Annotated in this window: 22 protein-coding genes; 5 read left to right on the top strand and 17 right to left on the bottom strand. The window is 43.0% G+C overall.

Annotation, left to right across the window (positions count from 1 at the left end; genetic code table 11):
* Positions 1-206: 206 nt before the first annotated feature.
* Positions 207-2,084: an aspartate kinase gene (locus tag BV375_RS00730; protein ID WP_086756236.1), complete on the bottom strand. Its 1,878-nt coding sequence runs from the start codon at positions 2,082-2,084 to the stop codon at positions 207-209.
* 391 nt (positions 2,085-2,475) lie between these two features.
* Here BV375_RS00730 and BV375_RS00735 point away from each other — a divergent pair, with 391 nt between their 5' ends.
* Positions 2,476-2,934: an NUDIX hydrolase gene (locus BV375_RS00735; protein WP_086756237.1), complete on the top strand. Its 459-nt coding sequence runs from the start codon at positions 2,476-2,478 to the stop codon at positions 2,932-2,934.
* 8 nt (positions 2,935-2,942) lie between these two features.
* Here BV375_RS00735 and kdpC read toward each other — a convergent pair whose 3' ends face one another.
* The 5 genes from kdpC to kdpA form a co-directional block, all read right to left on the bottom strand.
* On the bottom strand, positions 2,943-3,587 hold the full coding sequence (gene kdpC, locus BV375_RS00740; protein ID WP_086756239.1) for a K(+)-transporting ATPase subunit C: 645 nt from the start codon (positions 3,585-3,587) through the stop codon (positions 2,943-2,945).
* On the bottom strand, positions 3,587-3,838 hold the full coding sequence (locus tag BV375_RS00745) for a potassium-transporting ATPase subunit F (protein ID WP_086756242.1): 252 nt from the start codon (positions 3,836-3,838) through the stop codon (positions 3,587-3,589). The genes kdpC and BV375_RS00745 overlap by 1 nt, the downstream gene beginning before the upstream one ends.
* A 95-nt stretch (positions 3,839-3,933) precedes the next feature.
* Entirely contained in the window at positions 3,934-6,087 is a 2,154-nt protein-coding gene (gene kdpB / locus BV375_RS00750) for a potassium-transporting ATPase subunit KdpB (RefSeq protein WP_086756244.1), read from the bottom strand.
* Positions 6,084-6,377: a hypothetical protein gene (locus BV375_RS35665; RefSeq protein ID WP_143841919.1), complete on the bottom strand. Its 294-nt coding sequence runs from the start codon at positions 6,375-6,377 to the stop codon at positions 6,084-6,086. The genes kdpB and BV375_RS35665 overlap by 4 nt, the downstream gene beginning before the upstream one ends.
* The gene (gene kdpA, locus BV375_RS00755; protein ID WP_086756246.1) at positions 6,370-8,115 is read right to left on the bottom strand and encodes a potassium-transporting ATPase subunit KdpA; all 1,746 of its coding nucleotides are present in this window, start codon (positions 8,113-8,115) and stop codon (positions 6,370-6,372) included. Before kdpA ends, BV375_RS35665 begins: the two co-directional genes overlap by 8 nt.
* Positions 8,116-8,626: 511 nt before the next feature.
* Between kdpA and BV375_RS00760 the strand changes: the two genes are divergently transcribed.
* Together BV375_RS00760 and BV375_RS00765 are read left to right on the top strand one after the other, a co-directional pair.
* Positions 8,627-9,730 carry a HAMP domain-containing sensor histidine kinase gene (locus BV375_RS00760; protein WP_086756249.1) on the top strand — a complete coding sequence of 368 codons (1,104 nt, stop codon included), beginning with the start codon at positions 8,627-8,629 and terminating at the stop codon, positions 9,728-9,730.
* A 1-nt stretch (position 9,731) separates the two neighbouring features.
* Entirely contained in the window at positions 9,732-10,403 is a 672-nt protein-coding gene (locus BV375_RS00765; RefSeq protein ID WP_086756252.1) for a response regulator transcription factor, read from the top strand.
* 7 nt (positions 10,404-10,410) lie between these two features.
* Here BV375_RS00765 and BV375_RS00770 read toward each other — a convergent pair whose 3' ends face one another.
* The 8 genes from BV375_RS00770 to BV375_RS00805 all read right to left on the bottom strand — a co-directional run bounded on the left by BV375_RS00770 (position 10,411) and on the right by BV375_RS00805 (position 22,517).
* A complete protein-coding gene (locus BV375_RS00770; RefSeq protein ID WP_086756254.1) occupies positions 10,411-10,797 on the bottom strand; it encodes a response regulator in 387 nt (128 codons plus the stop codon).
* Entirely contained in the window at positions 10,769-15,991 is a 5,223-nt protein-coding gene (locus BV375_RS00775; RefSeq protein WP_086756256.1) for a response regulator, read from the bottom strand. The genes BV375_RS00770 and BV375_RS00775 overlap by 29 nt, the downstream gene beginning before the upstream one ends.
* A gap of 459 nt (positions 15,992-16,450) precedes the next feature.
* Positions 16,451-17,224 (bottom strand): PEP-CTERM sorting domain-containing protein, encoded by a 774-nt coding sequence (locus tag BV375_RS00780; protein ID WP_086756259.1) that lies wholly within the window; start codon positions 17,222-17,224, stop codon positions 16,451-16,453.
* Positions 17,225-17,943: 719 nt separating this feature from the next.
* Positions 17,944-18,555, bottom strand: a complete 612-nt coding sequence (locus tag BV375_RS00785; protein WP_086756262.1) for a heme-copper oxidase subunit III — start codon at positions 18,553-18,555, stop codon at positions 17,944-17,946.
* Between the two features lie 118 nt (positions 18,556-18,673).
* Positions 18,674-20,377, bottom strand: a complete 1,704-nt coding sequence (gene ctaD, locus BV375_RS00790; RefSeq protein ID WP_086756265.1) for a cytochrome c oxidase subunit I — start codon at positions 20,375-20,377, stop codon at positions 18,674-18,676.
* A 14-nt stretch (positions 20,378-20,391) separates the two neighbouring features.
* Positions 20,392-21,318, bottom strand: a complete 927-nt coding sequence (locus tag BV375_RS00795) for a cytochrome c oxidase subunit II (RefSeq protein ID WP_086756268.1) — start codon at positions 21,316-21,318, stop codon at positions 20,392-20,394.
* 96 nt (positions 21,319-21,414) lie between these two features.
* Positions 21,415-22,020, bottom strand: coding sequence for a DUF2231 domain-containing protein (locus BV375_RS00800; protein ID WP_086756270.1), 606 nt, complete (start codon positions 22,018-22,020; stop codon positions 21,415-21,417).
* Complete coding sequence (locus tag BV375_RS00805) at positions 22,017-22,517, bottom strand: DUF2231 domain-containing protein (protein WP_086756272.1); 501 nt, start codon at positions 22,515-22,517, stop codon at positions 22,017-22,019. Before BV375_RS00805 ends, BV375_RS00800 begins: the two co-directional genes overlap by 4 nt.
* Positions 22,518-23,572: 1,055 nt before the next feature.
* Between BV375_RS00805 and BV375_RS37885 the strand changes: the two genes are divergently transcribed.
* Together BV375_RS37885 and BV375_RS37890 are read left to right on the top strand one after the other, a co-directional pair.
* On the top strand, positions 23,573-24,085 hold the full coding sequence (locus BV375_RS37885) for a hypothetical protein (RefSeq protein WP_243713793.1): 513 nt from the start codon (positions 23,573-23,575) through the stop codon (positions 24,083-24,085).
* 24 nt (positions 24,086-24,109) lie between these two features.
* Positions 24,110-24,397: a hypothetical protein gene (locus BV375_RS37890; RefSeq protein WP_243713794.1), complete on the top strand. Its 288-nt coding sequence runs from the start codon at positions 24,110-24,112 to the stop codon at positions 24,395-24,397.
* A 125-nt stretch (positions 24,398-24,522) separates the two neighbouring features.
* Here the strand turns inward: BV375_RS37890 and BV375_RS00815 are convergent, their stop codons facing one another.
* The 3 genes from BV375_RS00815 to BV375_RS00825 all read right to left on the bottom strand — a co-directional run bounded on the left by BV375_RS00815 (position 24,523) and on the right by BV375_RS00825 (position 25,577).
* The gene (locus tag BV375_RS00815) at positions 24,523-24,963 is read right to left on the bottom strand and encodes a hypothetical protein (RefSeq protein ID WP_086756274.1); all 441 of its coding nucleotides are present in this window, start codon (positions 24,961-24,963) and stop codon (positions 24,523-24,525) included.
* Entirely contained in the window at positions 24,963-25,187 is a 225-nt protein-coding gene (locus tag BV375_RS00820) for a hypothetical protein (RefSeq protein WP_143841921.1), read from the bottom strand. The genes BV375_RS00815 and BV375_RS00820 overlap by 1 nt, the downstream gene beginning before the upstream one ends.
* Positions 25,188-25,271: 84 nt before the next feature.
* Positions 25,272-25,577 carry a hypothetical protein gene (locus tag BV375_RS00825; RefSeq protein ID WP_243713795.1) on the bottom strand — a complete coding sequence of 102 codons (306 nt, stop codon included), beginning with the start codon at positions 25,575-25,577 and terminating at the stop codon, positions 25,272-25,274.
* Positions 25,578-25,690 lie beyond the last annotated feature (113 nt).

Consider the following 25,690-nt stretch of genomic DNA (forward strand, 5'->3'; position numbering starts at 1 on the left):
TGCTGTACAGCCATGATTTCTGTCAACAGCAAATCATTTGGGCTACTTAACCTATCCTCACAGCTCTTTTTCAAGCTAGGTCTATTGAAATAGGGCTGCTACAGTGCTAGTTGATGTCTAGAGAATATTCCAAAAAAGTTGCAAGCCTAAACACTAAATGCAAGGCTTGAGGTAGGAGTCTTCAATTTTAATTTTTGGCAGCAGTACTAGGCTGGGACGACAAATTTCTCGCTACCAGCCAGCCCAAAAGCAGCATGAATTGCTTGTAAAGCCTTGCTACCTTGCTCTTGCGGCACAACACAGCTAATTTTAATTTCTGAGGTAGCAATCATTTGAATATTAATTTGGTTTTGAGCTAGGGCCTCAAACATTTTCGCGGCTACACCTGGATGTCCTACCATACCAGAACCCACGATACTGACCTTAGCGATCGCACTGTCCAGGACAACTTCACCCCAACCTAATTCTGTAGCTGCTTGGGAAAGCATCTTTTGAGCATTTTCCCCATCAATGCGGGAGACGGTAAAGGCAATATCTCTTCGAGGTATGCCATCAACTACTCGACAGCGTTGGGATTGGATAATCATATCAACGCTAATGTTGTGCTGTGCCAATAATCCAAATAGTTTCGCCGCCATCCCCGGACGATCTGGTACTTGGCGAATTGCAAGCCGCACTTGATTCATATCCAAAGCTACGCCACGAACGGGGGGATAAGAGTGGTGAGTGGAGAGAGTAGAAGAAAAGGGAGACAGGGCAGAGGGGGGAGAGGGGGGAGAAGTTTCTGCAACAATTCTTCCTTGTCCCCTTGTCCCCTTATCCTCTGCTTCAATTTCAAAGGTACTGCGGAGTGCAGCGACGGCGCGATCGCATTCTTCCGCAGCAACCACGCAGCTGACTTTGACTTCACTAGTAGAAATCATGTGGATGTTAACACCTGCTTCGGCCAAGGTAGCAAACATCTGAGCTGCAACACCAGGACGCCCGATCATTCCTGCTCCCGAAATGCTGACTTTAGCGATATTTTGCTCGATCATCACCTCAGCTTCTTCGTCCTTGGCGTGATGGCTTCTCAGTGCGGGTGCGATCGCTGCGGCTACTGCTTCTGCTCGCTTTAATATTGGTGTGGTGACAGTAAAGGCGATGTCATTAGTATTACCTTCATGAATCGATTGGATAATTAAATCCACGTCTACATTTTGTCGAGCGATTTCACCAAATAACCTGGCTGCTACCCCTGGTTTATCTGGTACACGCAATAGAGCTACTCTTGCTTGGTCGGTATCAAACTCTACCCCATCTACTGCTTTTGCAATTTCCAAATTCACTAGTGATCGCCCTTGGATTTCAGGCGATGTCACCCAAGTACCAGGGTCATCAGTCCAGCTAGACCTAACCACTAGTGGCACACCATAGTTACGCGCAATTTCTACAGCACGGGGATGTAAGACTTTTGCACCCAAGCTTGCCAGTTCCAACATTTCGTCACTGGTGATTTCTGCCATCAGTTGAGCTTGGGGAACTAAGCGCGGGTCTGTAGTCAGAATCCCTGGCACATCTGTATAAATTTCACAAAAATTTGCTCTTAATGCCGCAGCCAATGCCACTGCTGATGTATCGGAACCACCACGCCCCAAAGTTGTAATTTCTAATTCTCCCGTGCTAGATATGCCTTGAAATCCTGCTACTACAACAACTTTACCTTGATTGAGATGGCGCTCCATGCGTTCAGTTTCAATGTGCAAAATCCGAGCGCGGGTGTGTTCTGCTTCGGTAACAATGCCTACTTGAGCACCAGTCATTGAAATTGCTGGTTGTCCAATTTCCTGCAATGCCATACTTAATAGAGCAATAGTTACCTGTTCCCCAGTAGAAAGCAGCATGTCCATTTCTCGGCGGCTAGGATTTGGAGAGATAGCATTAGCTAGCTTGACAAGTCCATCAGTGGTTTTGCCCATTGCGGAAACCACGACCACAAGCGAGTTTCCGGCTTTAACAGTCTTATAAACCCGCTGGGCAACAGCTTGAATACGTTCGACTGAACCAACAGAGGTACCACCGTATTTCTGAACTATGAGCGACATAAATTTTCTTCAATCAATTTGCTGCTTTCATCAACGCCGCCGCCGATTTGGGAAGCTTGCAAGGCATTGCCAGTTATTTAGTTTACAGAATATCGCACTCAGTCTGATAGACCCTGTGGTATAAGTTATGGATTGATCACATTTTTATTTAGATTAGTTTACATTAAACAGTCTGATTCTGATTCATCGACTATGGCAATGAAATAAATAGTTGACAAGTACAACAGCAAATAGTTAGTACTTATATCTCAATTGAACTCAGGAAAAGCAGCTAGCATTAACCTTGAGAGCTAAGTGGCACTAATTCCTCAATAAATAACGCGTCTCAATTCCTTGAGGAATAGCCGTAAGCACTGGGCGAGGTTGCATGACACCATAGGATAGAAGCCAAATGAGTCCAAAAGTCAACAAAGTATTGAAGCAGTCCGGGGTAATTCCTTATAGAATTCAAGATGGCAAAGTCGAAGTATTGCTGATCACCAGCCGCGATCGCCAAAATTGGGTAATGCCCAAAGGAGATATTCCTAATGGCATGAGTCCACCTGATTCAGCCGCCAAAGAAGCTTGGGAAGAAGCCGGAGTAATTGGTCAGGTAAATACTCGTGAAATTGGTACTTACAAGTATCGCAAACAAGGCAAAAATTACCGTGTCAAGATGTATTTATTACCAGTAGAGGCAGAGAGCGAAGATTATCCAGAAGCAGGTCATAGAGAACGGCAGTGGCTAGATGTATCAAATGCCATTCGACGGATTAAAATTACTTCGCTCAAACGAATTCTTAAGGCCTTTCTACTAACTGAATTGTTCTTTTGCTATCTCATTATGTTTAATTTTATTGTCAGTTACTAATCGCCTGACTAACTTGCAGACTTTAATGCATCTAGAGCGAGATTTAATTTCAAGACGTTGACCCCAGGTTCACCAAATATCCCCATAAAGCGACCATCAGTATTTTGATTAATCAAAGTTTCTAACTGTTGGGGTGGGAGTCCTCGCGCCTTGGCGACACGGGCAACTTGCGCTCTAGCGGCTTCGGGGGTAATGTGGGGGTCAAGGCTGGAACCAGAGGTATAGAGTAAATCGGCAGTAGGTTGTACACCTGCTGTTTTGAGTCGTTTCAAATCACCTTCAACCCGTTTAGTGGGATCTGGATCATCTTTACCTTTGATACGTTCTAGTAAGGCTGAATTACTGGGAGCTAGGTTACTAGCACCAGAAACCCCTGTTTTTAAGACTCCGTCTTTATCTTTTTTGGGATCGGCGGTGCTGTAGCTGGTGGTACTGGGGCGACTGTTAAAATAGCGATCGCTTGTAAAGGGTTGACCAATTAAAGCAGAACCCACAACTTGACCTTGACTATCTTTGATCAAACTACCGTTGGCTTGAGATGGAAACACAATCTGCCCAAAAGCAATCATTGCAAACGGATAGATAATCGCTCCAATAACCCAAAGTACAAAAGTAGAACGAATTGCTCTGCTGGCTTCTCTTGCAAAACTCATTAGAATTTCTCCGGTACGAACATGACAAAAAACAAATAAATCGAAAGACTCAGCGTTACTAGTCCCAACAATCCCAACGCCCAAGCTTGAGAGCGAGAAAACTGTTCTCCAGTGGCTGCATAAACAACAGGCGCAACCACAAGGTTGAAGCACATTCCCAGGAATATGTATAAAGGCAGCTTTTGTTTGCGCCACTCTGACTGGATTTCGGTGATATCTTCAAGTGTTTGGGTGAAAGTTGGATGTTTCATAACAGTGTTGAGTAGTTATATCAAAGAAAACTAAAAACTCCTTATTCTCTCTGCGTCTCTGCGCCTCTGCGTGAGACTAATTCCAGTACTTGAAATTAAGAAAGAGGCAAGATGACATCAATAAGTTTGATGGCGATAAAAGGTGCAATAATACCGCCCACGCCATAAATGAAAATGTTACGTTTTAATAGTTGATCCGCCGTCAGAGGACGAAACTTTACACCCTTGAGTGCGAGGGGAATGAGTGCTGGGATAATCAAAGCGTTGTAAATTAACGCTGAAATAATTGCAGATTGGGCACTTTTTAGCGCCATAATATTCAGTGCGCCAATTCCAGCCGCCGCAAAGATTGTCGGGATGATAGCGAAATACTTGGCAATATCGTTGGCGATGGAGAAAGTTGTTAACGCCCCACGAGTAATGAGCAACTGTTTACCAATAGTTACCAAGTCAATCAGCTTGGTGGGGTCTGAATCCAAGTCCACCATGTTAGCAGCTTCTTTGGCAGCTTGGGTTCCAGAGTTCATCGCCACACCCACGTTGGCTTGAGCCAGTGCAGGTGCATCATTAGTACCATCTCCAGTCATTGCCACCAGCTTACCTTGAGATTGTTCGGAGCGAATTACGCTAATCTTGTCTTCTGGTGTGGCTTCAGCAATAAAATCATCAACTCCAGCTTCTTTAGCAATCACACCAGCGGTAATTCGGTTGTCACCTGTAAGCATGACTGTTTTAACACCCATGCGCCGCAGTTGATCGAACCTTTCCCGCAAGCCAGGTTTGACAATATCTTTGAGATAAATAACTCCGAAAATTTGGTCATCTTGACAGACTGCTAATGGTGTACCACCTAACCGGGAAACTCGCTCATAAGCTGCATCTACATCATCAGGAATTCGACCACTACGAGAACGGACAAAGCCCTTAATCGCATCTACTGCGCCTTTACGGACTTGCTTACCGTTGGGTAAGTTAGTACCACTCATCCGGGTTTTGGCTGAGAATTCCACACCTTCTGCTTGTTTGTAGTCGAAATCAACCTCTACTTGGTAATTTTCTGCTAGTTTAATAATCGACCTGCCTTCTGGTGTTTCATCAAAGACACTGGCAGCTAGAGCAACTCGTGCCACATCTTCAACTGTGTAACTATTAACAGGGATAAACTCATCAGCCATCCGGTTTCCCAAGGTAATAGTACCTGTTTTATCAAGCACTAAGGTATTGATATCACCACAGGCTTCTACTGCTCGGCCAGAGGTGGCAATCACGTTAAACTGGGCAACTCTATCCATCCCCGCAATCCCGATCGCACTGAGTAAACCACCGATAGTTGTGGGTATTAAAGCTACCAACAGCGAAATCAAGATAGCGACGCTAGCACCTGCACGCAAACTGTTTCCTGCTTCCGCCCCAAACACAGTACTGATAAAGTTGGCAATGTAGCTGACAAAGGGAGGCATGGTTGCCACCACAATTAAGAAGACTTGTGTCAGTACGGCTAATAATACAGTTAGGGCAATCTCGTTAGGAGTTTTCGTCCGTTCTGCTCCTTCTACTAGCGCTATCATGCGATCTATAAAGCCTTGACCAGGATCGGCTGTAATGCGAATTGTCAACTCATCTGAAAGTAAACGTGTACCTCCGGTTACAGAACTGGCAATATCTGTACCTGGTTGCTTGAGTACAGGGGCAGATTCTCCAGTAATTGCCGACTCATCTACTGAACCGATGCCTTGAAGAACTTCGCCATCGGCAGGAATCATGTCATTGGCAATTACTTTTACTAAATCATCTCGCCGCAATTCCGTAGAATTAACTTGTCGTATGGTTCCATCAGGGAGGACTTTACGGGCAATAGTATCAGAACGTGTTGACCTCAAGGAATCTGCTTGTGCCTTACCTCGTCCTTCGGCGACTGCTTCTGCAAAATTGGCAAAGACGAGTGTAAAAAAGAGAATGAAAGTAATAATCCCGTTTAACAAGCGTTGCTGATTGGCATTTGCCTGTAATGTGCCAAATAAATTGGGGTCAAGAGTGACCAAAAACGTGACAATTGTTCCTACCCAGACAACAAACATTACTGGGTTCTTCACAGTAATTCGCGGATCGAGTTTGAAAAATGACTCTTTAATTGCTCTTTGATAAAGTCCCCGCATATCTGCTTTAGGCGTGTGCCTGCGCGAGTCACGAGTTCCCTGAGGAACACGAGGCGGGCGGGGTGAAGGGGAGGAGTCTATATTGGTGGTCATAGATTATGGAGACTGAGGAGATAAGGAAAGACACGGGAAGGAAGACAAGGAAGAAGATTAGTGGAACAAACTGCGTTGTAGATGTAGTTTGAGCCTTTGAGGTTGGAGTTTGAGGCTTTGAGGCTGACGGTTGCACCTTTGAGGTTGGAGTTTGAGGCTTTGAGGCTGACGATTGCGCCTTTGATGCCGGAAATTGCACCTTTGAGGCTGACAGTTGCACTTTTGAAACTAAAATTTCGAGATGGACAAATGACCAATGACAAATGACAAATGCCAAATGACTTATCCAATCCCTTTCGCAATCCAAAAAGCTTCACCGATGGGGCCGAATGCTAGGACTGGGAAGAATGTCAGTGCGCCGAGTATTAAAATTACGCCTGCGGTTACGCCTGTAAATAGTCCAGTGTCGGTTCGCAATGTGCCGACGGTCAGAGGAACTTGTTGTTTGCGAGACAGATTATCTGCTAGTAACAGCAAGCCAATAATGGGCATGTAACGTCCTGCTAGGAGACTAAAGCAAGTACTGAGATTCCACCACAAGGCAGTGGCGGTCGTTTTTGCGCCAGTTGCAATCGCCAAAGGTGAAGGTTGAGAATCGCCTAAGCCTTCAAATCCCGAACCGTTATTAGCCGCAGCCGAGGCGTATTCGTAGATAACTTGAGCAAAGCCGTGAAAGCCGGGATTGCTAATTCCTGCTAGTTGGTCGGGAAACGCTAAGGCAATTCCCGCCGGAATCATAATTGAAATGGGGTGAACTAAGAGAATCAGAAAACTGGCAAGTACTACCTCACGCTTTTCTATCTTGCGTCCGAGAAATTCAGGTGTGCGCCCTACCATTAAACCTGTGGCAAATACTGCCAAAATCAAGTAGGCAAATAAGTATGCTGTTCCCGTACCCTGTCCACCCCAAATAATTTGCAGAAACATATTTGACAGGGTAACAAAACCACCATTAGGCATGAAGGAGTCATGCAAACTATTGACAGCACCGCACATAGTTCCGGTTGTACTAACAGCAAACAATGCAGACTGCGCCCAACCAAACCGGACTTCTTTCCCCTCTAGGTTCGGTTGGGTACTTCCCACTAGTGAGTTCACCGCCGGATTGCCGTTATATTCGCCAATGGCAGTGATGATAATAAATGCAAGATAAATCACACCCACCATGCCATAGACTAACCAAGCTTGTTTGGTGTTGTTAGCAAACAAACCATAGGTATAAATCAGAGATGTGGGAATTGACAGCATCGCCACAATCTGAATTAAGTTAGAAAATCCGTTGGGATTTTCAAAGGGATGTGCTGAATTGATGGCGAAAAAGCCACCGCCGTTTTCTCCTAGCTGCTTGATGATTTCAAAATGGGCAACGGGGCCACGAGCGATCGCCTGGCTAATACTAGAATCTTCTAAGGTGGGAAATACAACTGGCCCTGCTAGAGTTTCGGGAACACCTGCTGCCATCAGCGCAATACCACCCACAATACAAATAGGTAGTAAAATCCGCGTAATTGAGCGAATCAAATCTACGTAGAAGTTGCCCAAAGATCTACCAATCAATCCGCGAATAAAGGCAATCCCCACCGCTAAACCAGTCGCCGCCGAGGTGAACATATGATAACCAAGTCCCCAGATTTGACTGGCATAGCTGAGGTAGGTTTCACCAGAGTAGTGCTGTTGGTTGGTGTTGGTGATGAAAGAAATGGTTGTGTGCAACACTGTATCCCAAGTTGGCGCAGCGATCTTGGTAGGGTTGAGAGGCAACCATCCTTGATTCATAATGATCAAAAATATCAGCAACCCCATGACTACATTGCTGTACAGAATAGCTCTTGCATACTGCCAGCCTGTCATGTTTTCTTTAGTTTGAACACCAACCAGGGAATAAAGTATTCGCTCAACTGGGTTCAAAATTGGGTCGAGAAAAGTGCGTTGTTCTTGATAAACACGCGCCATGTATCGCCCAAAAAAGGGAGTTATTGCTACCACAATTAGTAGCGTTAATATAATTTGAATCCATCCTTGTAGCATGGGTTATACTATTTTTTTTAACGCAGAGTGACGTTGAGTAAGCGCAGCGAAAAGTTCCTCAAAGCCGGGTTTCCCGGCGTAGGAAACTTTTCAAGACAGAGGAAAGCTGAGTTTTTCTAAATTTAATTAGATCGTCGATGTATTTGCTAATAAAAACAAGATATAGAAGATATAAAATTCGGTTTATTATTTCTATATCTAGCGTTTATTCCGTTTATATATTTGCTAAACGCTGGCTTGGTTTCATTTTTTTATATTTATGTATTCCGATTAATTTTGAGTTTTTAAAGACTAACTAACGATGAAAGCCTTGGAAGCAAACATAGTTTGACAAATTAGTGTCTAAATTCAAAGCATACTGCGTAGAATCAGTCTCTAAACTAAATGTATATTTTTTATCTAAACGCTATCTTGGCTGTTGCGAATCAAGTAAATTTTACTAAGATTAAAGTAAACATTTAATAATTGGTTATATAGTTAACAGCCTACATGACAAAAAAACACATCCTAAATGAGTAACTTCTCAGCTAAATTACTAACTAAGAACTTACAATTGAGCAGATTGACAGTGATATTGGCACTGTTTGTTGCTGTCATGTTTATGGAGTTTTCCACACCCACTGAATACGTGTTTGGATATCTATATACAGGCCCAATATTATTGACAAACTCATGGTTTGGGAGAACTGCAACCTTTGGCGCAACAACTGTAGCTGTATGCTTAACAATTTTGAATCTTTTGTTGCCAGGGGGTGAAGCGATCGAGGCATCCACAGTTGCAGATCGCGCGATCGCAGTTATGGCTTTGATTGTCACTGGTGTGTTAAGCGATCGCCTGCGTCGTTCCCAAGAAGCGATCGCTCTTACCCGTGCCAAGCTAGAATCTCAAGAGGAATTAGTCAAAGTCAGAGAAGATTTTGCCTCTACACTCACCCATGATTTAAAGACGCCACTGCTAGGCGCAATTGAAACTATCAAAGCATTTCAACAAGAAAAATTTGGCCCAGTTTTACCAACCCAGCAACAAGTCTTGGATACAATGGCACGCAGCCACAAGACTTCCCTACAACTTTTAGAAACTTTGTTAGATATCTATCGCAACGATACTGAGGGGTTAAAGCTGGACTTAGCACCTGTAGATTTAACCAACTTAGCAGAAGATGTGACTGGTAGTTTGATTGAACTAGCTGCCAATCGTCGTGTTCATCTGTCGATTAGTTATGCTGATTCTGATTGGCGAAGTGCATTGTGGGTTCAGGGTGATGCACTACAACTGCAACGAGTTTTTAACAATCTGTTAGTAAATGCGATTAATCATTCCCGACGGGGTGCGCGGGTAGAAGTAGTCTTGGAACCCCAAGCCTCTTACCAAGTGGTGAAGATTTTGGATACAGGTGCAGGAATTGGTTCAGAACAGTTTCCTTATTTATTTGAACGATTTTACCAAGGACATAGCGAACGTCAAGCCAAGGGTTCGGGATTGGGGCTTTACCTATCTCGCCAAATTATTGAAGCGCACGGAGGTATAATTTGGGCAGAGAACAGAGTACCAACTGGTGCTATGTTTGCTTTTAAATTGCCTGTTTACCCATTTCAATCTGCTCTAACTGTGTGAAATGTCCTCTACCCCAATCAAAATTCTGCTTGTTGAGGACGATGAACTCTTCCGATTGGGTTTGCGCGTGCGATTGCAACAAGAACCAGGTTTAGAGATTGTCGCTGAGGCTGAAGATGGTGAAACAGCTATTGAGTTTGTTAAGCAAAGTCTTCTAGATGTAGTGCTGTTGGATGTAGGTTTGCCAGGAATTGGCGGAATTGAAGCTTGTAGACTAATTAAGCAGCAAAATCCCCTGCTACCTATCTTAGTTTTGACTTCTCATTCGCAAAAGCCTCTAATAACGCGGTTAATTGAAGCAGGCGCGCAAGGCTACTGTCTCAAAGGAATTGCGGCGGAAAAATTAGTTTTGGCACTGCGTTCTGTGGCGGCGGGTGCTTCCTGGTGGGATGCAACTGCAACAAAAGAAATTCGTTCTTCTTTTTCCTGTGAACAATCTCAACTCGACTCAGAAAACATGACAAAGCCTGCCAATCCGCTGACTGGGCGCGAACAGGAAATTCTGTCGCTGTTAGCGGCTGGAAAAACCAATCAAGAAATTGCTCATACACTATATATTGCACCTGGAACAGTGCGAGTTCATATTCATGCGATTTTACAGAAATTGGAAGTGAGCGATCGCACTCAAGCTGTGGTGGTGGCTTTACAAAAACGGTTGATTAAACAAGAGTAGGAATCTGCTAATTTTCCACAGCCCAATCTAAGGCTGTAGCTATTTGAGTGGCTAATTCTAGCGGATTGAAAGGTTTAGCGATCGCACTTGCCATTCCCATCTGCGCATAACGACGACGATCCGCAGCTTGAATCTTAGCAGTTAACAAAATCACGGGAATGTCTTTAGTTGCTGCATTTGCTTGTAATTTCTCAAAGGTAGCGATCCCATCCATATCTGGCATCATGACATCTAGGAGGATAGCATCTGGTTGCCAAGCCTCGGCTTTGATGATGCCTTCTTTACCAGAACTCACCGTCATCACTTCCCAAGCAGCAACGGTTTCCAAGCAAATTTTGGCAACTTCTTGAATGTACTCTTCGTTATCAACCACTAGAATTCGCTTCGTTGTCATTACTGCCGCCTTCTTGTTGATTCTGTGTAATCCGCTGAAGTAGCTCCATTACGCGTTGTTCAAATTCTTGGGTTGTTACACGTCCTTTGGTTAAAAATTCTGTATGTCCTAAATTCAGCCGCTCGCGTTCAGATTCGTCCAAATCTGTAGCTGAGTAAACCACCACAGGAGTGCTACACAGTTGATTGTGCTGCTTTAACCAATCTACCACTGCAAACCCATCACTTTCTGGCAGAATCAGGTCAAGAATCAGTAAATCGGGATTGACTTCTTGGCTGAGGCGGATTGCTTCCCGTCCAGTTTCGGCAAGGAAGGTTTCAATGTCGTGTCTTTCAAACAGCGCGATCAGTAGTTCTGCTACATCATTGTCGTCTTCGACAATCAGAATCCGAACTCGCTTGGAAGATTTAACCACCACTTGTCTAAGTGACTGCAACAGGTAACTTTCTTCGACTGGTTTACTTACCCAATCAGCAAAGTCTACACTGGGTTGAGAATTGAAACTTGGTTTGTAGACACTACAAATCACAATCGGAATATCCTTTGTATCTGCCCGCTCTTTTAATACTGCCATTGTTTCCCAACCATTCATACCAGGCATTAACAAATCCAATACAATTACATCTGGATGTTGGGTTGCAGCTAAGGCGATCGCTTCTTCACCAGTAGTCACAGTTACTACTCGATAACCACCTTTTTTCAGTAAATTTTGTAACTCGCTACTAATTGCCGGATCGTCGTCGCAGATTAGCACTAGGGGAGAGTAATGAGACTTGAATCCAGAGTCTTGAGTTGTAGCTAAGTCCACATGCGGAGATAGCAGAATTGGCAGAGTGAAGTAAAAACTACTGCCTGTATCTAAGGTACTCTCAACCCAAATGCGTCCCCCATGCTGTTGCACAATGCTCTTACAAATTGCCAAGCCCAAACCAGTGCCATCATGGTTGCGTGAATCTGAAGAATCAACTTGTTGAAAGCGCTCAAAAATACTGTCAAGTTTGGTAGCTGGAATACCGCGTCCGGTATCTTTGACTGTAAATACAACTTCGTTGCTCTGTTGGGCTGCTACCAACCAAACCGTTTGCCCCGCACTCGAAAATTTAATGGCGTTACTCAGTAGATTAGTTAGGGTTTGGACAATCCGATCTGCATCTACCCATAACTGGACGGATAAGCTGGAAATGGATAGTTTTACCCCTGCTTTCTCTGCTAGTGGCTGCATGATATTCACCGCTGATTCGATCAAGTCAGCAACATCGCAGGTTTCTCGTTCCATTTTCACCCTACCCGACTCGATCCGCTCTATATCCAAAATGTCGTTAATCAAACGGACTAGGCGATCGGTGCTATCTGTAGCAATTTGCAGTAAACGTTTTCCCTGGTCTGATGCGGGTGAGAGCAAACCACTGACTAGCATTCCTAGTGAACCGTGAATCGAAGTCAGGGGTGTGCGGAGTTCGTGACTCACAACAGAGACAAACTCATCTTTCATCCGTTCAATTTGCTTGCGTTCTGTAACATCACGTAATATCACAGTATAATAAAATTCTTCTCCTGTATCTACTTTAGATATAGAGGCCTCCGCCGGAAACTCTGTGCCATCTTGACGACGACCAAATATTTCCCGCCGTTCGCCCATCCGACGGGCCAGACTGGAAGATTTACCAAAATCAACGACATGGTGACGATGGGCCTGAGCAAAGCGTGATGGTAATAGTAAATCTAGCGTCTGCCCGATCGCTTCTTGGGCAGAATAGCCAAAAATCTTCTCTGCACCTTGGTTAAATAAGATAATTTTTTGGGCAGCATCGATGGAAATAATGGCATCATCAGCAATATCTAGAATGCGGACAAACTTTGCTTGCGAGATGCGCAGTTGTTCCTCTATTCTCTGGCGCTCATCGAGTTCTGTCTGTAATTTGCGATTGAGGCTAATTAACTCAGCAGTCCGCTCTGCAACTCGCAATTCCAATTCGCTATTAGCTCGATGGAGAAATGCCTCAGTCTGTTGGCGCTGTGTAATATCACGAGCGATAAATTGTGATGCTGGTTGACTTTGGTAAGTAAAAGCCGCCGCCGCTATTTCCAGCGCGATCGCTGTCCCATCCAACCGCAGAAATTGTGCTTCATTGAGGGGAATTGCCTGTTTGAGTTCTCTCAGGAGTCTAAAGTTTTCGCTCAAAGCCTGCTGTGAGTTGGGGTGTACAAAGTCAAGTATCTTTTTACCAAGTAATTCTTCTGGCTGGGTTGCCCCAAAAAGCTTGACTGCGGCACTATTTACAAAGATAAAATTCCCATCGCGTTCGATAAAAATTGCTTCTGGGCAAAGTTCTACTAACTGCTGATAGCTTTGCTGACTTTGTTGTAGTGCTGTTTGGGCGAGTTGGCGATCGCGTTGATTGCGCAATGCCATAATCCCATATGCTAAGTCTGCTGCTAATGCTTGCAGTAGTTCCACTTCATCGGTATCGAAGGACTCTGGTTCGGTGGCGTAAATATTCAACGCCCCAAATACTCGATCCTCAGCGATTAAAGGTAAGGCAATTAATGCTGCATAACCCTGCTTAGTTGCTTGACATTGCCAAACCTCGTAATTGGGATCGGTTAATATATTTTGGATAATACAAGTTTGACCTGTACGAATTGCTGTTCCCGATGGGGCTTTGCCGTGAATTGTGTCTGCCCAAGTCAGGTCGAGAGATTGCAAATATCCGTCTTCGTAACCTGCTTGCGCGATCGGGCGAATAGTTTTTTGACTATCATGTTCGGCAAAACCAACCCACGCCAAACGATAGCCACCAACTTCAACAATCATTTGGCAAATTTTTTGTAGCAAATCCAACTCATCTTTGGCACGCACGAGTACTTGAGAGCAATTATTCAAAGCCTGAAGCGTCCGATTTATCCGCCGAATTTCGGTTTCTGCTCGTTTATTTTGCGTAATGTCTCGCGTAATAGCTAACTGCACAATTGCACCATCTGCTTCGTAACGCAGAGGTACAGCATGAGTCTCCATCCAACGCCGATTACCCTGACAGCTAAGCATCTCGAACTGTAGAGTACCCTTATTACCTTGACAGATACTTGCGTTAAATTGGCGAAATGCTTCTCGATATTCTGAGGCAATCAGAGAATAAACAGACTTGCCAATCAACTCAGCACTGCTATTTGCTTCCAGCATTAAAAGACCTGCTGGGTTGATTTCTAACAAAGTACCATCAGCTGCAACCAATTTGACACATTCTGGCTCGGCATCAAAAATGGCTCGCCAGCGATTTTCTGGTTCGTCAACTTTATTGCTATGACTATTAGTCACGCGCCGCAACAGTTTAATTCGCTCTAAGCGATTAATAATCCGCGTCACAAGTTCTGGCCCGACGATGGGCTTACTGACAAAATCATCAGCACCAACACTAAATACTTGGTTGACAATTTCGGCATCACTATGAACCGTGAGAAACAAAATCGGCAACTCACTCCAACGGGGATCGTTCCGTACTACTTTGCACAGTTCAATCCCATTGGTATAAGGCATTTCCACATCCAGAATCAGCAGATCTGGGGCAACTGTTTCCAAGGTTGACCAAAACTGTTTGGGATCGTCAAGCCCAATCACTTTTAGTCCCCAAGGACTAAGTAAAGTTTGTAACAATGCCAGAATTTGTGGATCGTCGTCTACAGCTAATATCTTGGCTTCAGCATGGGGAGCTTGTTGCAGTACTTGGTTAATTGCCTCTCGCACCTGTGCCGCAGGCATAGGCTTCTGCAAAAAAGTGTGTCCGCCGTTGCGAGCTAGTTGCAAACGATTAGTAAAATCAGTCTGCTCAGTCAAAACTAGCACTGGTATACGTGGCTGATGTTGGGAAAGTTCTGCGAGTAAACTCAAGCTTTCCTCTTGGTTAAGAGAAACGCTCAGATCGAGCAGCACCACACTGGGATGCTCTCGGTAGATTGTATGTCTAGCAGCTTCAATACTGGTGGCAATTGTAACTTTTACATTCCAGTTAGCAGAATCTTTTTGGAGATTTTCAGCTAAGGTGCGTTGATGCGGAGTATCTTGCCCATAAGCATCGCCATCAATTACCAACACCAAGGGAATTTCATCAGCAATTGCTGGCGGAGATTCTGGTTCATCCTGTTGGCTCTTAGTTTCAATTTCCTGACGTAATAGCTTGACCCAATTTTGTAATTTGCTTGTATCTGATTGCGTCAAGGTTTTCTCAGATTTCAGCAGCATCTCTATTTTACGTGCCAGTTTCGAGCCAAGAGGCAAGCCAAAAGTCCCCAGCGATCCTGCCAAGGTATGCGCTTCTTGGGCGGCTTGCAAACGCAATTCTGGATTTAAAGTCTTCTGGTTTACAGTTACGGCTTGCTCCAGCACCCCTACCTGCTCGTTAACTCGTCCTTGAAATCGCTGCCAAATTCCAGCAACTGCTGCAAGTGTTTGTTGCTGTGATTTGTGATTTGCACTTGCGGATTTTGGGCGGTCTAATTCTGCTTTGTTTCCCTGCTCTTCTGCTCCCTGGGGTTTAAGTCGATAGCCAATCCCATAGACTGTTTCGATCAAATCGCTGGGCGCTCCCACATTGCGGAGCTTCATTCGTAAACCTTTGATATGGGTGCGAACGGCTTCTTCACCAGGAGTATCATCATAAGACCAGAGATGTTCCAAAATCATGCCGCAACTGAATACCCGGCGACTGTTGCGCAAAAAAAGTTCCAAGAGGGCGTATTCTTTTGGCGTTAATGACAGCAAGTTTTGAGCATAGGTAACTTCACAGCCTATAGGGTCGAGGCGTAAATTGCCCCATTCCAGTACAGGTTGCGATGTTTTTCCCCCTCGACGTAATAAAGCCCGGACGCGAGCTACTAACTCCTCTTCGTCAAAAGGTTTAACTACATAGTCATCTGCGCCAGCATCTAGCCCAATTGCCTTGTCGTGACTGCTATCGCGCCCTGTCAATAACAGAACTGGCATTTGCAAACCACAGGAGCGTATATGACGACAAAGACTGATGCCATCTAGCATAGGCAATATGACATCTAAAAGTATTAAGTCATAATCGTAAGTTTCGATTAAATCCTGAGCAGCTTTACCATCAGTAGCAATTTCGACTGCATAGTTTTGATTAGCGAGAATCTCGGTGAGTACCTCCGCAAGTAACTCGTCATCCTCTACAACTAAAATCTTCATATCAAAAGCTTTCTTAAGATCCGTGTTTTTTATAGATAACGAGCAAAAAAAGTTAAATTTAAAATAAAAAATTTAATATTAATCTTTGGCTTAAAGTATATTAAATGATAAATCTTTAAAGATTTACTTTGAATTAACAAATATCAACATTTATCAATCTCCAGAATTTTTTAATCAAGTTTGCGATTAAAAATTTTATACCTCTTTAGAACATAGGTAATAAAAGTAAGAGACATTTTCATCTCTTTTTTATGGGCAACTGCCTATAGGTTTCTATCTTAAATTTTAAATAAATATAGAAATTTTGACAGTGGGAAACAGGGAAGCAGAAAAATTTTGCCTCCGTTTGAGTATGGTGCGCGATCGCAAAATCCGTATTGAGAACTATTTCCATAGAGAATGCCCTTACTTTTGTGTAAGGGCATTGAAGTAAGTCTATGAATCGTCAAATTTATGAAACTATGCTGTTCGAGAGGCTTGTTGCTTCCGCTTCATCCACCAGCCCAAAGCACCAGCAACCGCTGTACCACAAAGGGTTAGGGGTTCAGGAACCGATGATGATTGGAGATCGATGGAAGTACTAATTGCAAAATTGGACTGAGTTGTGTGTCGTTCTGCAAAGAAGAGATTGAAATCATAGGTTTTCCCCAGAGTCAGACCCAGAGTATCAAGATTCACGCTTTGCGTCTCTGCTGTGTGAACTCCACCAAGATCTATGGCAAGTTTTTTATCTAGAAAAACCCACAGATCGTCGTCTCCAGTAAACGTAAAGGTTTCTCCACCTTGATAAGTAAACTTGGAAGCGAGCTCGTAGGTAAAGTGGAAGTTGTGCGCACGTCCCTGGTTACCTAAGAGGTCATTGTCGATCGGGAAGAAGCTGTTGTTACTATAAGAGAAGATACCAGGAAGATTGCCAGCATCGCTCAGTGTAATACCATACTGCTTACTCTGATTCACACCAGCAACATCTCGATACCATTGGTCAAAAGCTGCTTGACCGTGTGTTGTCGCAGTACCAGCCCCTCCAGCATATACTGGCTTATTGTCTGCACCGAGCGTTGATTTTACAATTCCTAGCTCAGCACCAAGTTGTTTTTCAAAGTCTGGATGGGTATCGTTAAAATCTCGAATTGTTCCTGTCAAGTTGATTGTAGCTGCGCTGGCTGATGAGGCAGTGAATATTACTATGATACCTGTGCCCAAAGCTTTCAGTAATACAGCGAGTTTTGTCATAACTTAATTTCTCCAAAGCGGTAATTTTTGACAACAGGAATCGTTATTCTGGTAGCAATTTGACAAAAAGCAATATAGGGTGCATTCTATTTGAGCAAATTGTCCTTAGACAAAAAATCACTGGCTGGAAAATATGGACGCACAGCAATGAGACAGTAAGCATTTGCGAAGATGTTTTTCCGATGCTTCTGCGGTGATACGTAAAGGGTTTTCCTTAGAGTGACTTGAAGGTTTATGCTAGGTATAAGTCTGCACAGAGAAACCTTGTCTATATAGTTGCTATTTGCGATCGCCAGATATGATTCCTATAGTGAGATACACCCCCATATGTGGCTGAAAATCAAGCAAAAATTTTGAGTCTTCTGTTTCTAAGTAATCTACCTGAAACAAAATCACAAATTGCTTCAAAGCATACTAGTAATTTTGCGGTAGTGCTGCTGTATATTACTACGTAATTTTATAGATAATAGGTTTATTAAACAATAAAAAAACAATTACTATACGAGTTTTTCATGAAAAAAACACATAATATTTTTTTCTTCTTGTAAAAGATTTAACAAAGGATTAATAAGGTAATAATTTCGGTTGTTACAGAATGCTGGAGAGTTCAGTATTGCCTCCTTGTTCTAATAAATACGGTAGAGTGGGTTACGACTTCTAGTAACCCACCCTACATTAGAAGTTATAGAGGTTAATGTACGTAATACCCAACTGAGTATTCACTGCCAGACATAGATCAGAACAAACAAAACAATCCAGATGACATCGACAAAGTGCCAGAACAACGAAGTGGCATTAACACCGAAGTGACCAGAGTCATAGTTACCTGGAATAAAAGAGCGAACAAAAATAATCAGCTGCAACAAGATACCAGTGAGCACGTGCAAACCGTGAAAGCCTGTGAGCAGGTAGAACATCCCACCAAATACCCCTGAAGTAAAGCCAAAGGCGAGGCTGTTCCATTCCATCGCCTGTCCTAGCAAGAAGTAGCTCCCCATAGCCATTGTGGCTAAGAGAAATAGACGAAATTTCATTAAGTCATGGCGTTGGAGAGCGCGTTCTGCCAGGTAAATCACAAAGCTACTGGAAACCAGAATCACGGTGTTTATTGCAGGCTCCTTAATTTCTAAGCCAGAAACGCCAACTGGTAGCCAGTTAGGAGTTGTGATTTTGTAAACAATATATCCAGCGAAAAAACTCAAGAAAATGACGCTTTCTGACACTAGGAAGACAATGAAGCCAAACATCTTATTGCCTTCTTCGTCGTGGGTATGCTCACCGCCTGTGTGATGCAAAGGCGATTGCAACTCATCTGAAATGTAACTATCCATTAGTTGAACTATCCTTGACCTTGCAGACTGTGAAACCGATATTGAGGCGTCATCTAATTGTGGATTTGAGATTTTCCCTCCTTCCAGCCTCAGACTAGGAAGGAGAGGATGCGTAAACTTAATCTACGCCTGTCAAATTTAAGTAAGTAGCCGCATGACTATGGCTATGAGCATTAGCAATTAATGGTTCAGACTTACCATAACCGTAGGGTTCGCTAATCACGATGGGAATTTCTTCAAAGTTCTCTACTGGGGGTGGTGAAGAAACCAACCATTCCAACCCAATCGCTCGCCAAGGATTATCAGGTGCCTTCTCACCATGCATCCAGGAAACTACCATATTGAAAATGAAGGGCAAGGTAGACATTCCCAAGAGAAAAGAACCAAGGCTAGCAATAATATTCCAGAATTCATACTCTGGGGCGTAGGAAGAGACACGACGTAGCATCCCTTGCAATCCTAATGGGTGCATGGGCAAAAAGTTGAGGTTGACACCGATGAATGTCAACCAGAAGTGCAATTTACCCCAGCCTTCGTAGTACATCCGACCAGTCATTTTGGGGAACCAGTGGTAGAAGGCTGCATACAAGCCCATTGTCACCGTACCGAAGAGTACATAGTGGAAGTGACCCACCACAAAATAGGTGTTGTTTACATGAACATCAACAGGTACGGAGGAAAGCATGATCCCGACGATACCTGCGAAGACGAATAAAATCAATCCACCCAAGGCAAACAGCATAGGTGTAGTTAGCCGCAACTTACCACCCCAAATTGTTGCCACCCAAGCAAACACCTTGATGCCAGTGGGTACAGATACCAACATCGTTGTCAGCATAAACAGCATCCGCATCCAAGCTGGTGTACCACTAACGTACAAATGGTGTACCCATACAATGGCACTGACTGCTGCAATCAAGATTGATGAAATAGCAACTACTTTGTAACCAAATAAAGGTTTACGGCTATAAACAGGGAAGATTTCTGAGAATATGCCAAAGATAGGCAGAATAATCACATAAACAGCAGGGTGAGAATAAAACCAGAAGTAATGCTGGAACATAATTGGATTCCCGCCTTTGCTGGGGTCAAAAAAGGCAGTACCAGCAGTAAGGTCTAGTAGCAGCATGACTGCACCAGCAGTTAAGGCAGGTAGACCGAATAGTTGGATAATTTGGGCGCTAAATACTGCCCAAACGAACAGGGGCATACGGAAGAAGGTCATACCTGGTGCCCGCATCTTAACGATTGTGGTGACAAAGTTAACTGCCCCCATAATCGAGGAGACACCAGATATCGCCACTGCCAACAACCAGATAACTTGACCGTTAATCAAATGACCTGTGGGGTTTTGCAAACTGACTGGTGGGTAAGACCACCAACCTGCTTGAGCTGGGCCACCTGGGGCTAAAAAGCTGCCCATTAAGAGAATCCCGACTACTGGCACCATCCAGAAGGCAACGGCGTTGAGGCGGGGAAAGGCCATGTCTCGTGCCCCAATCATCAAGGGCACTAAATAGTTAGCAAAACCAACGAGGGAGGGGAATGTCCACAGAAACAGCATCACTGTGCCGTGCATGGTGAACATACCGTTGTACACGGTGCGGTCGATGAGGTCTGATTCGGGGGTAATGAGTTCACCCCGAATTACCATTGCAAAGATACCGCCAACGAGAAAGAAGATAAATGAGGTAACGAGGTACTGGATACCAATAACTTTGTGGTCAGTGCTAAAGCTAAAGTATCGCTTCCAGTCACCGGGAGATTCGTGGTGAGGTTGTCCACTAGGGAGACTGATGCCTTCAATAGGAATATTTGTCATCGGTTAGTTTCCTTTCAACCAGGATAGTTGACTAGTGGCGCTGACCCAGGTGCGACTGTAGTCCAACCAGTTTTAACTGACTGACTAGAGGCTTGGGCATACTCATAAGCTGCTTGATTTTCTGCTGGCGCGAGTTTGTGGGTTGCAGCTTGGGCTAGCCATTTGTGATAATCTTCGGGAGATTCGACCACCACATCTGCGTGCATGGTTGCAAAGTATGTGCCGCTATATTGAGAATCAGTCAGTTGATATTTGCCAGGACGAATGGGTGTGAACTCAAAGTCAATATTGTGGTTGGGAATGATGTCTTGCTTCAGACGAAATGCGGGAACGTAGAAGCCGTGAAGGACATCTTCTGATTTCAAATTCAAACGCACGCGGCGATCGCTTGGCAGATGTAGTTCGCTACTGGTAACATCTCTTTCTGGGTAGTGGAAGACCCATGCCCATTGTTTGGCAACCACATCGATGTTTTCTACAGGTTCAGCTAAAGCGTTAACTGGCGCGTCTTTTGGTGCTGCATAAGCCGATTCCATACCCATCGGATTATGCAAGTGAACCAGTTCCATCGGGCCTTGAATGCCCATCTTTTCATAGATTTGGTAGCTGTATCCTGCAATCCAAAATACTAGCAGGATGGGGATGGCTGTCCAGACAACTTCTAGAGTTAAATTACCCTCGATTGCTGGGCCATCGCTAAAATCACCTTTAACTGCGCGATGGAAAATTACAGAATACATGAGAGTGCTAGTCACTCCCAAAAAGATGAACGCACCTAATGTTACCAAGAAGCTGATTAAATCATCAATCAGGAGAGATTCAGCCGCCGCTTGGGGAGGAAGCCAGGTATAAGCCTGCTTACCTATCCAGATACTGCTAACAGTCACGGCGATCGCGCCTGTTATCAGTGTCAAAATATTTAATGTCTTCTGGAGTTTCATGGTCAATAGTCATTAGTCATTGGTTATTAGTCATTGGTCATTAGTCATTGGTTATTGTTGGTCACAAATGACAAAGGACAAATGACAATTAACTAGTTACTTAAGCACTGTGTTCAGGTCTTGGCCTAATCGCAACAAACTATCTGCTGTATTGTGAACACCAAATTCGGCTGCTAGTTGTGCACCCAAGGTGCCGTGGAGGTACAAGATAAACATGACTACCACGCCTGTCAGCAGATAGCGCCATTGCACTTGTTTGTCAGCATCTTTGCAAGTAATAAAGCGCTGGTATCCTCTCCAGACAGTCATACCGATAATGATTGCTAGTAATAACACGCCACCAACACCATGCCAAAGCATTGTATCTATCGCTTGTAATCCCCAAGCACTTTTCACGTCAGTTGGTGGTTGTGCTAGCAACATTTCGTAAAAGCCAGCCGCTACTGTGAAAAAGGTAATGGCGGATGCAGCTACCATGTTGTACCAGCCAACATCAAAGAAGTTGGTACGTTCAACAGAAATTGCCAAAAATTTGAAGACCCATTTTTGGAAGGGAAAAAGCGCCCCAACGAAATCAAAGGTAATCCCAATGATGAATAAACCTAGGGTGAGATGGACTAAGTTGGGATGAACAGGAATGCTGTAAGGTAAGCCGTTTGGACCTAGTTGCCCGCTTAATTGATTAATTAGTTCTGAGTTCATGGCAAGATACCGTCCCTGAGTGCTTCAACAACTGGTACTGTGTGCAGTCCATATACCCAAACCAGTTCATCTCCCAGGTATACTTGCAAGCCAACTATTGCTGTTAAAATTAGCCCGGCACCGAGATAGTAAATTGATATTCTTTGTGGGTCGCGGGCACGAATTACATAGCGCCAAGCTGTAACCGCTGCGATAATTCCTGATAGTGACCAGCCAATGAGCGTATGTACATTTAGCACTGACTTAGCTACTTCATAAGGTTGTGCTAAACCTGCTTCAAATTGTCCAAAAATGATGGCGACAAAGATGGAAATTGTAGCGATGAACATATTCCACCAACTCACCTCAAATAGTCGGTAGTTGCGGGTAAAATAGCCAATTACATCGCAACAAAAGGCAAACAACACCATCGCAATTACGAAGTGGACAACGATGGGATGGATTGTATCGGGATAGGGTAAATTATGATCGTTCAAATTAGTCAGATACTCAAACACAGTATTCTCCTAGGCATATCTGCTTTACCTCAAACAAATTTCTATGATTGATACCCAAGAGGTTTTACTACAACTTCTCTAACCATTACCGGAATATATAAATACATATATTTGGGGCGATATCCGGTTGTTTAAATATTAGGTTCGTGGTAGATGAATTGAGTGCTTGAGTTCAATCTTTAGTGAAGGTTCTTAGTCTCGATTCATTGCTTCATACTGCCATTCTGAGATAACGACTCTTAATGTTGACCAAAGAAAATCGCCGTTTTCTCTTTGATTTATTAAACCTATCTTTTAGCTTAAGGATTTTTTTAGTAGTTGTCAAAAGAGTCAAAATAAAAAACTTAGGAGTAGTTTTTTTATCAAAAAAGTGTTTATTGATATGTATCGCAGCTAGCAGCTTTAAAAAAGTTAAATATAACTAGAATAATTTTGGTTAATTTGCTGACAATTGAAAATTATTAATTTGTTATTTAAAGTACACAATGTCTAATATTGAGTTATTTATTCAAATTAATTCGCTGTAATACAGCATAAGTTTAAGTTAAATATTACTATAAACAAATTCTTCTAAGTGATGATTATTCAAATAAATGCTTTGAATATTTATAGTAATCTGTAGAGCAATAATATAGCCTGCAATAGGATTATTTAGCAATAAATCAATTAAATAGAGATTTGACTGGTAATTTTCAAAATCAGAGGTAAAAAATGCCTAGTCGCACAGCGTCTGGTTCGACGTTGGGCGTATTTCATAGAAGAACTCGTAGAGTAGTTACTTAACCTTCCCTGCGAGGAAGCAAGCTACACGTTAGCGATTTGTTGCATAGTTCCCTTGCGGGGAATGGTTAGGAAGTCACAGTATGTACCATCAACATTGCTTTACTGGTGGACAAATCATGTTTCCATCCCCTTGCGGGGTAAAGGAGTAAATAAATCTTCACCTACATTGGTTTTGACAGCATTGGTTTTGACAGCATCAGAACCATGTTTTCATTATATGCATTAGTACTAGTATCATTGTGGACAAGCACTAAAACTTATGATGAAAATTTATGGATTGGCTACCCTTATTTGATCCGTCTCAATTTGGTGATTTTTTATTCGCCCAAACTCCTACTCCTTCTCCAAATCCTTTACCAATACCCACGCCTGCGAGAAGTCTTGATGTTGAACTACTCAAGAGCCAATTAGAGTTTCTGAAAGATGCTAATACCCGTCTTGGCGAGAGCTTTAATAAGTTTGTTGGAGCAATGCAATTCACTCTGGTTGTTTTTGCTTTTTTAGGAGCAGTGTTAGCCTTTATTTTTGGCAAAAATTTGGATGATGCTAAGAAGGTAGCTAGTGATATGATTCGCCAAGAGGTTAATAATAATCTGGCTAATTTAGTCAAAGCAGAAGTCGAAAATGTCAAGCGAACTTTACAGCGAGAGAGAGTAATTGGCTTAACTATTGTTGAATATTATTTACCGTCTAACGGTTCGGAAACCAAAGAGTTTAAGCTACTCAAGCAACGAGGTTTCCAAAAAGTCAGGTTTTGGAATGAAAAGTCCAAACCTAAAAACTAATTGGGAGGTGTTTTGGTTCTGGATTTGGTAAATTCTGATCTATTATCTGGACAGGATTTTACGGGAATCTCGGAAGCAGAAGCAGCGAATAATAAGGAAGAAAAAGTTAAGGAGCAAATCGATTTAGTTTTGAAAATTTTACCACCAGCTACAGTTTTGGTAGTTTATGTTAATCCTGGTAAACAACGTATCAAAGCAATTGATGATTTAGCATCGCAGGTGGAATATTATGCTTCAGCAAATGCACCTGTTACTTTGATGGGAATTGTGACTGATTCTGCTTATGTTGCTTATGGCGATAAAGTTATTTGAAATTAATAATAAATGTAGGGTGTGTTGTCGCGCAACGCACCAACACATCATCAACAATTCAAGGTGCGTTAGCCTACGGCGTAACACCCCTACCTTGAATTTTTCTTATTTTCTGGCTTGCTGTTTCATTTTCTATGAGGTTGAGGGCGTTCTATATTTTTTGGTCTTGCTAAAGCTTGGACAGATTTTACATCAGTTAAACGATCGCCTTGTACATCAGGAACGCCTACTTTCCGATAATACCGCATTAAACGTTTCGCCCATCCTAAGATTTGAATCATTAATAAGGCATCATGTTTATACGGTTGTAGTTGTTGGCAAGCTTCGGCAATACTTTCGTAGTATTCCACAGTTTTATTACTATGACTGATATATTCGCCATTCTTAACTAAAATACTGAGATAATTAAAGAATTTTGCGCCAGCTTTTGGCTGTTCGCTATTAGCACGTAAATAAGCGATCGCCTTTTCTAATTCGTTTACATCTGTCTTATTTAGTACTAACGATTGAGCAATTTTATGAGCTACTTTCCAGTGTTCATCCTGTAAGTTGTTGGGAATTTCCATTAGTACATACCCTCTGGTGCTTGGCGATTGGTAGGATATTTCAATATCTCAGTTAATTGTTGTAATTGTTCTGGCTGTACTAATTTTGTTTCGTGGGCTTGCTTGATGGCATTTTGTTTAAATTTTTCTAACTTTGCGCCAGTTAATTGGTTACTTTCCGGCTGCAAAGATAAATAGCGATCACAAATATTAGCAGGGGAGCATCCCACTTTTTTGAACGTCATTGCGAGCGGAGCGAAGCAATCGCATGGACTCGTTCTTAGTTGAAGATTTTGTGATTGCTTCGTCGTTCCTCCTCGCAATGACAGTTATTCTCTAGTGGCAAAATAAAAACTGGGATGCACCCTATTAGCAGGTTGTTCAATTGCGGTGACATCTACTGTCATCGTTCCCATTCCTATGGGTTTACCACTACCTACTTTTAAAGCAATCGGATGTTTTGGTCTATCTTGACCTAGTACTATTAATAAAGTACCGAGTTCGGCAGCAGATAAATTCATAAAATACAGGTCAGTTGTAAATGTATACTGATTACCTGCTTGTTGAGTTTCAATACCGCGATTTCCACGCTCAATTGCTTGTAATGTATGATAATAAAATTTGCGTCCGCGCACCTTACCATGATTACCAAAATATTCGGAATTTAGGTGCTTTTGTTTGGTGATTTTATTATAAGTAAGTGGGCAGGAAAATTCCTAAATATGTAACGAAAAGTTAAACAGAGCAA

Source organism: Nostoc sp. 106C (assembly GCF_002154725.1).
Lineage (GTDB): Bacteria > Cyanobacteriota > Cyanobacteriia > Cyanobacteriales > Nostocaceae > Aulosira.

What these genes read in the sequence shown, in the direction of transcription:
- BV375_RS00760 (WP_086756249.1), top strand. Translation starts at nt 8,627, where the DNA reads ATGAGTAACTTCTCAGCTAAATTACTAACTAAGAACTTACAATTGAGC.
- BV375_RS00735 (WP_086756237.1), top strand. Translation starts at nt 2,476, where the DNA reads ATGAGTCCAAAAGTCAACAAAGTATTGAAGCAGTCCGGGGTAATTCCT.
- BV375_RS00730 (WP_086756236.1), bottom strand. Translation starts at nt 2,084, where the DNA reads ATGTCGCTCATAGTTCAGAAATACGGTGGTACCTCTGTTGGTTCAGTC.
- BV375_RS00745 (WP_086756242.1), bottom strand. Translation starts at nt 3,838, where the DNA reads ATGAAACATCCAACTTTCACCCAAACACTTGAAGATATCACCGAAATC.
- BV375_RS00780 (WP_086756259.1), bottom strand. Translation starts at nt 17,224, where the DNA reads ATGACAAAACTCGCTGTATTACTGAAAGCTTTGGGCACAGGTATCATA.
- BV375_RS00795 (WP_086756268.1), bottom strand. Translation starts at nt 21,318, where the DNA reads ATGAAACTCCAGAAGACATTAAATATTTTGACACTGATAACAGGCGCG.
- BV375_RS00765 (WP_086756252.1), top strand. Translation starts at nt 9,732, where the DNA reads ATGTCCTCTACCCCAATCAAAATTCTGCTTGTTGAGGACGATGAACTC.
- kdpA (WP_086756246.1), bottom strand. Translation starts at nt 8,115, where the DNA reads ATGCTACAAGGATGGATTCAAATTATATTAACGCTACTAATTGTGGTA.
- kdpB (WP_086756244.1), bottom strand. Translation starts at nt 6,087, where the DNA reads ATGACCACCAATATAGACTCCTCCCCTTCACCCCGCCCGCCTCGTGTT.
- BV375_RS00770 (WP_086756254.1), bottom strand. Translation starts at nt 10,797, where the DNA reads ATGACAACGAAGCGAATTCTAGTGGTTGATAACGAAGAGTACATTCAA.
- BV375_RS37885 (WP_243713793.1), top strand. Translation starts at nt 23,573, where the DNA reads ATGGATTGGCTACCCTTATTTGATCCGTCTCAATTTGGTGATTTTTTA.
- BV375_RS00800 (WP_086756270.1), bottom strand. Translation starts at nt 22,020, where the DNA reads ATGAACTCAGAACTAATTAATCAATTAAGCGGGCAACTAGGTCCAAAC.
- ctaD (WP_086756265.1), bottom strand. Translation starts at nt 20,377, where the DNA reads ATGACAAATATTCCTATTGAAGGCATCAGTCTCCCTAGTGGACAACCT.
- BV375_RS00820 (WP_143841921.1), bottom strand. Translation starts at nt 25,187, where the DNA reads ATGACGTTCAAAAAAGTGGGATGCTCCCCTGCTAATATTTGTGATCGC.
- BV375_RS00785 (WP_086756262.1), bottom strand. Translation starts at nt 18,555, where the DNA reads ATGGATAGTTACATTTCAGATGAGTTGCAATCGCCTTTGCATCACACA.
- BV375_RS00815 (WP_086756274.1), bottom strand. Translation starts at nt 24,963, where the DNA reads ATGGAAATTCCCAACAACTTACAGGATGAACACTGGAAAGTAGCTCAT.
- BV375_RS00775 (WP_086756256.1), bottom strand. Translation starts at nt 15,991, where the DNA reads ATGAAGATTTTAGTTGTAGAGGATGACGAGTTACTTGCGGAGGTACTC.
- kdpC (WP_086756239.1), bottom strand. Translation starts at nt 3,587, where the DNA reads ATGAGTTTTGCAAGAGAAGCCAGCAGAGCAATTCGTTCTACTTTTGTA.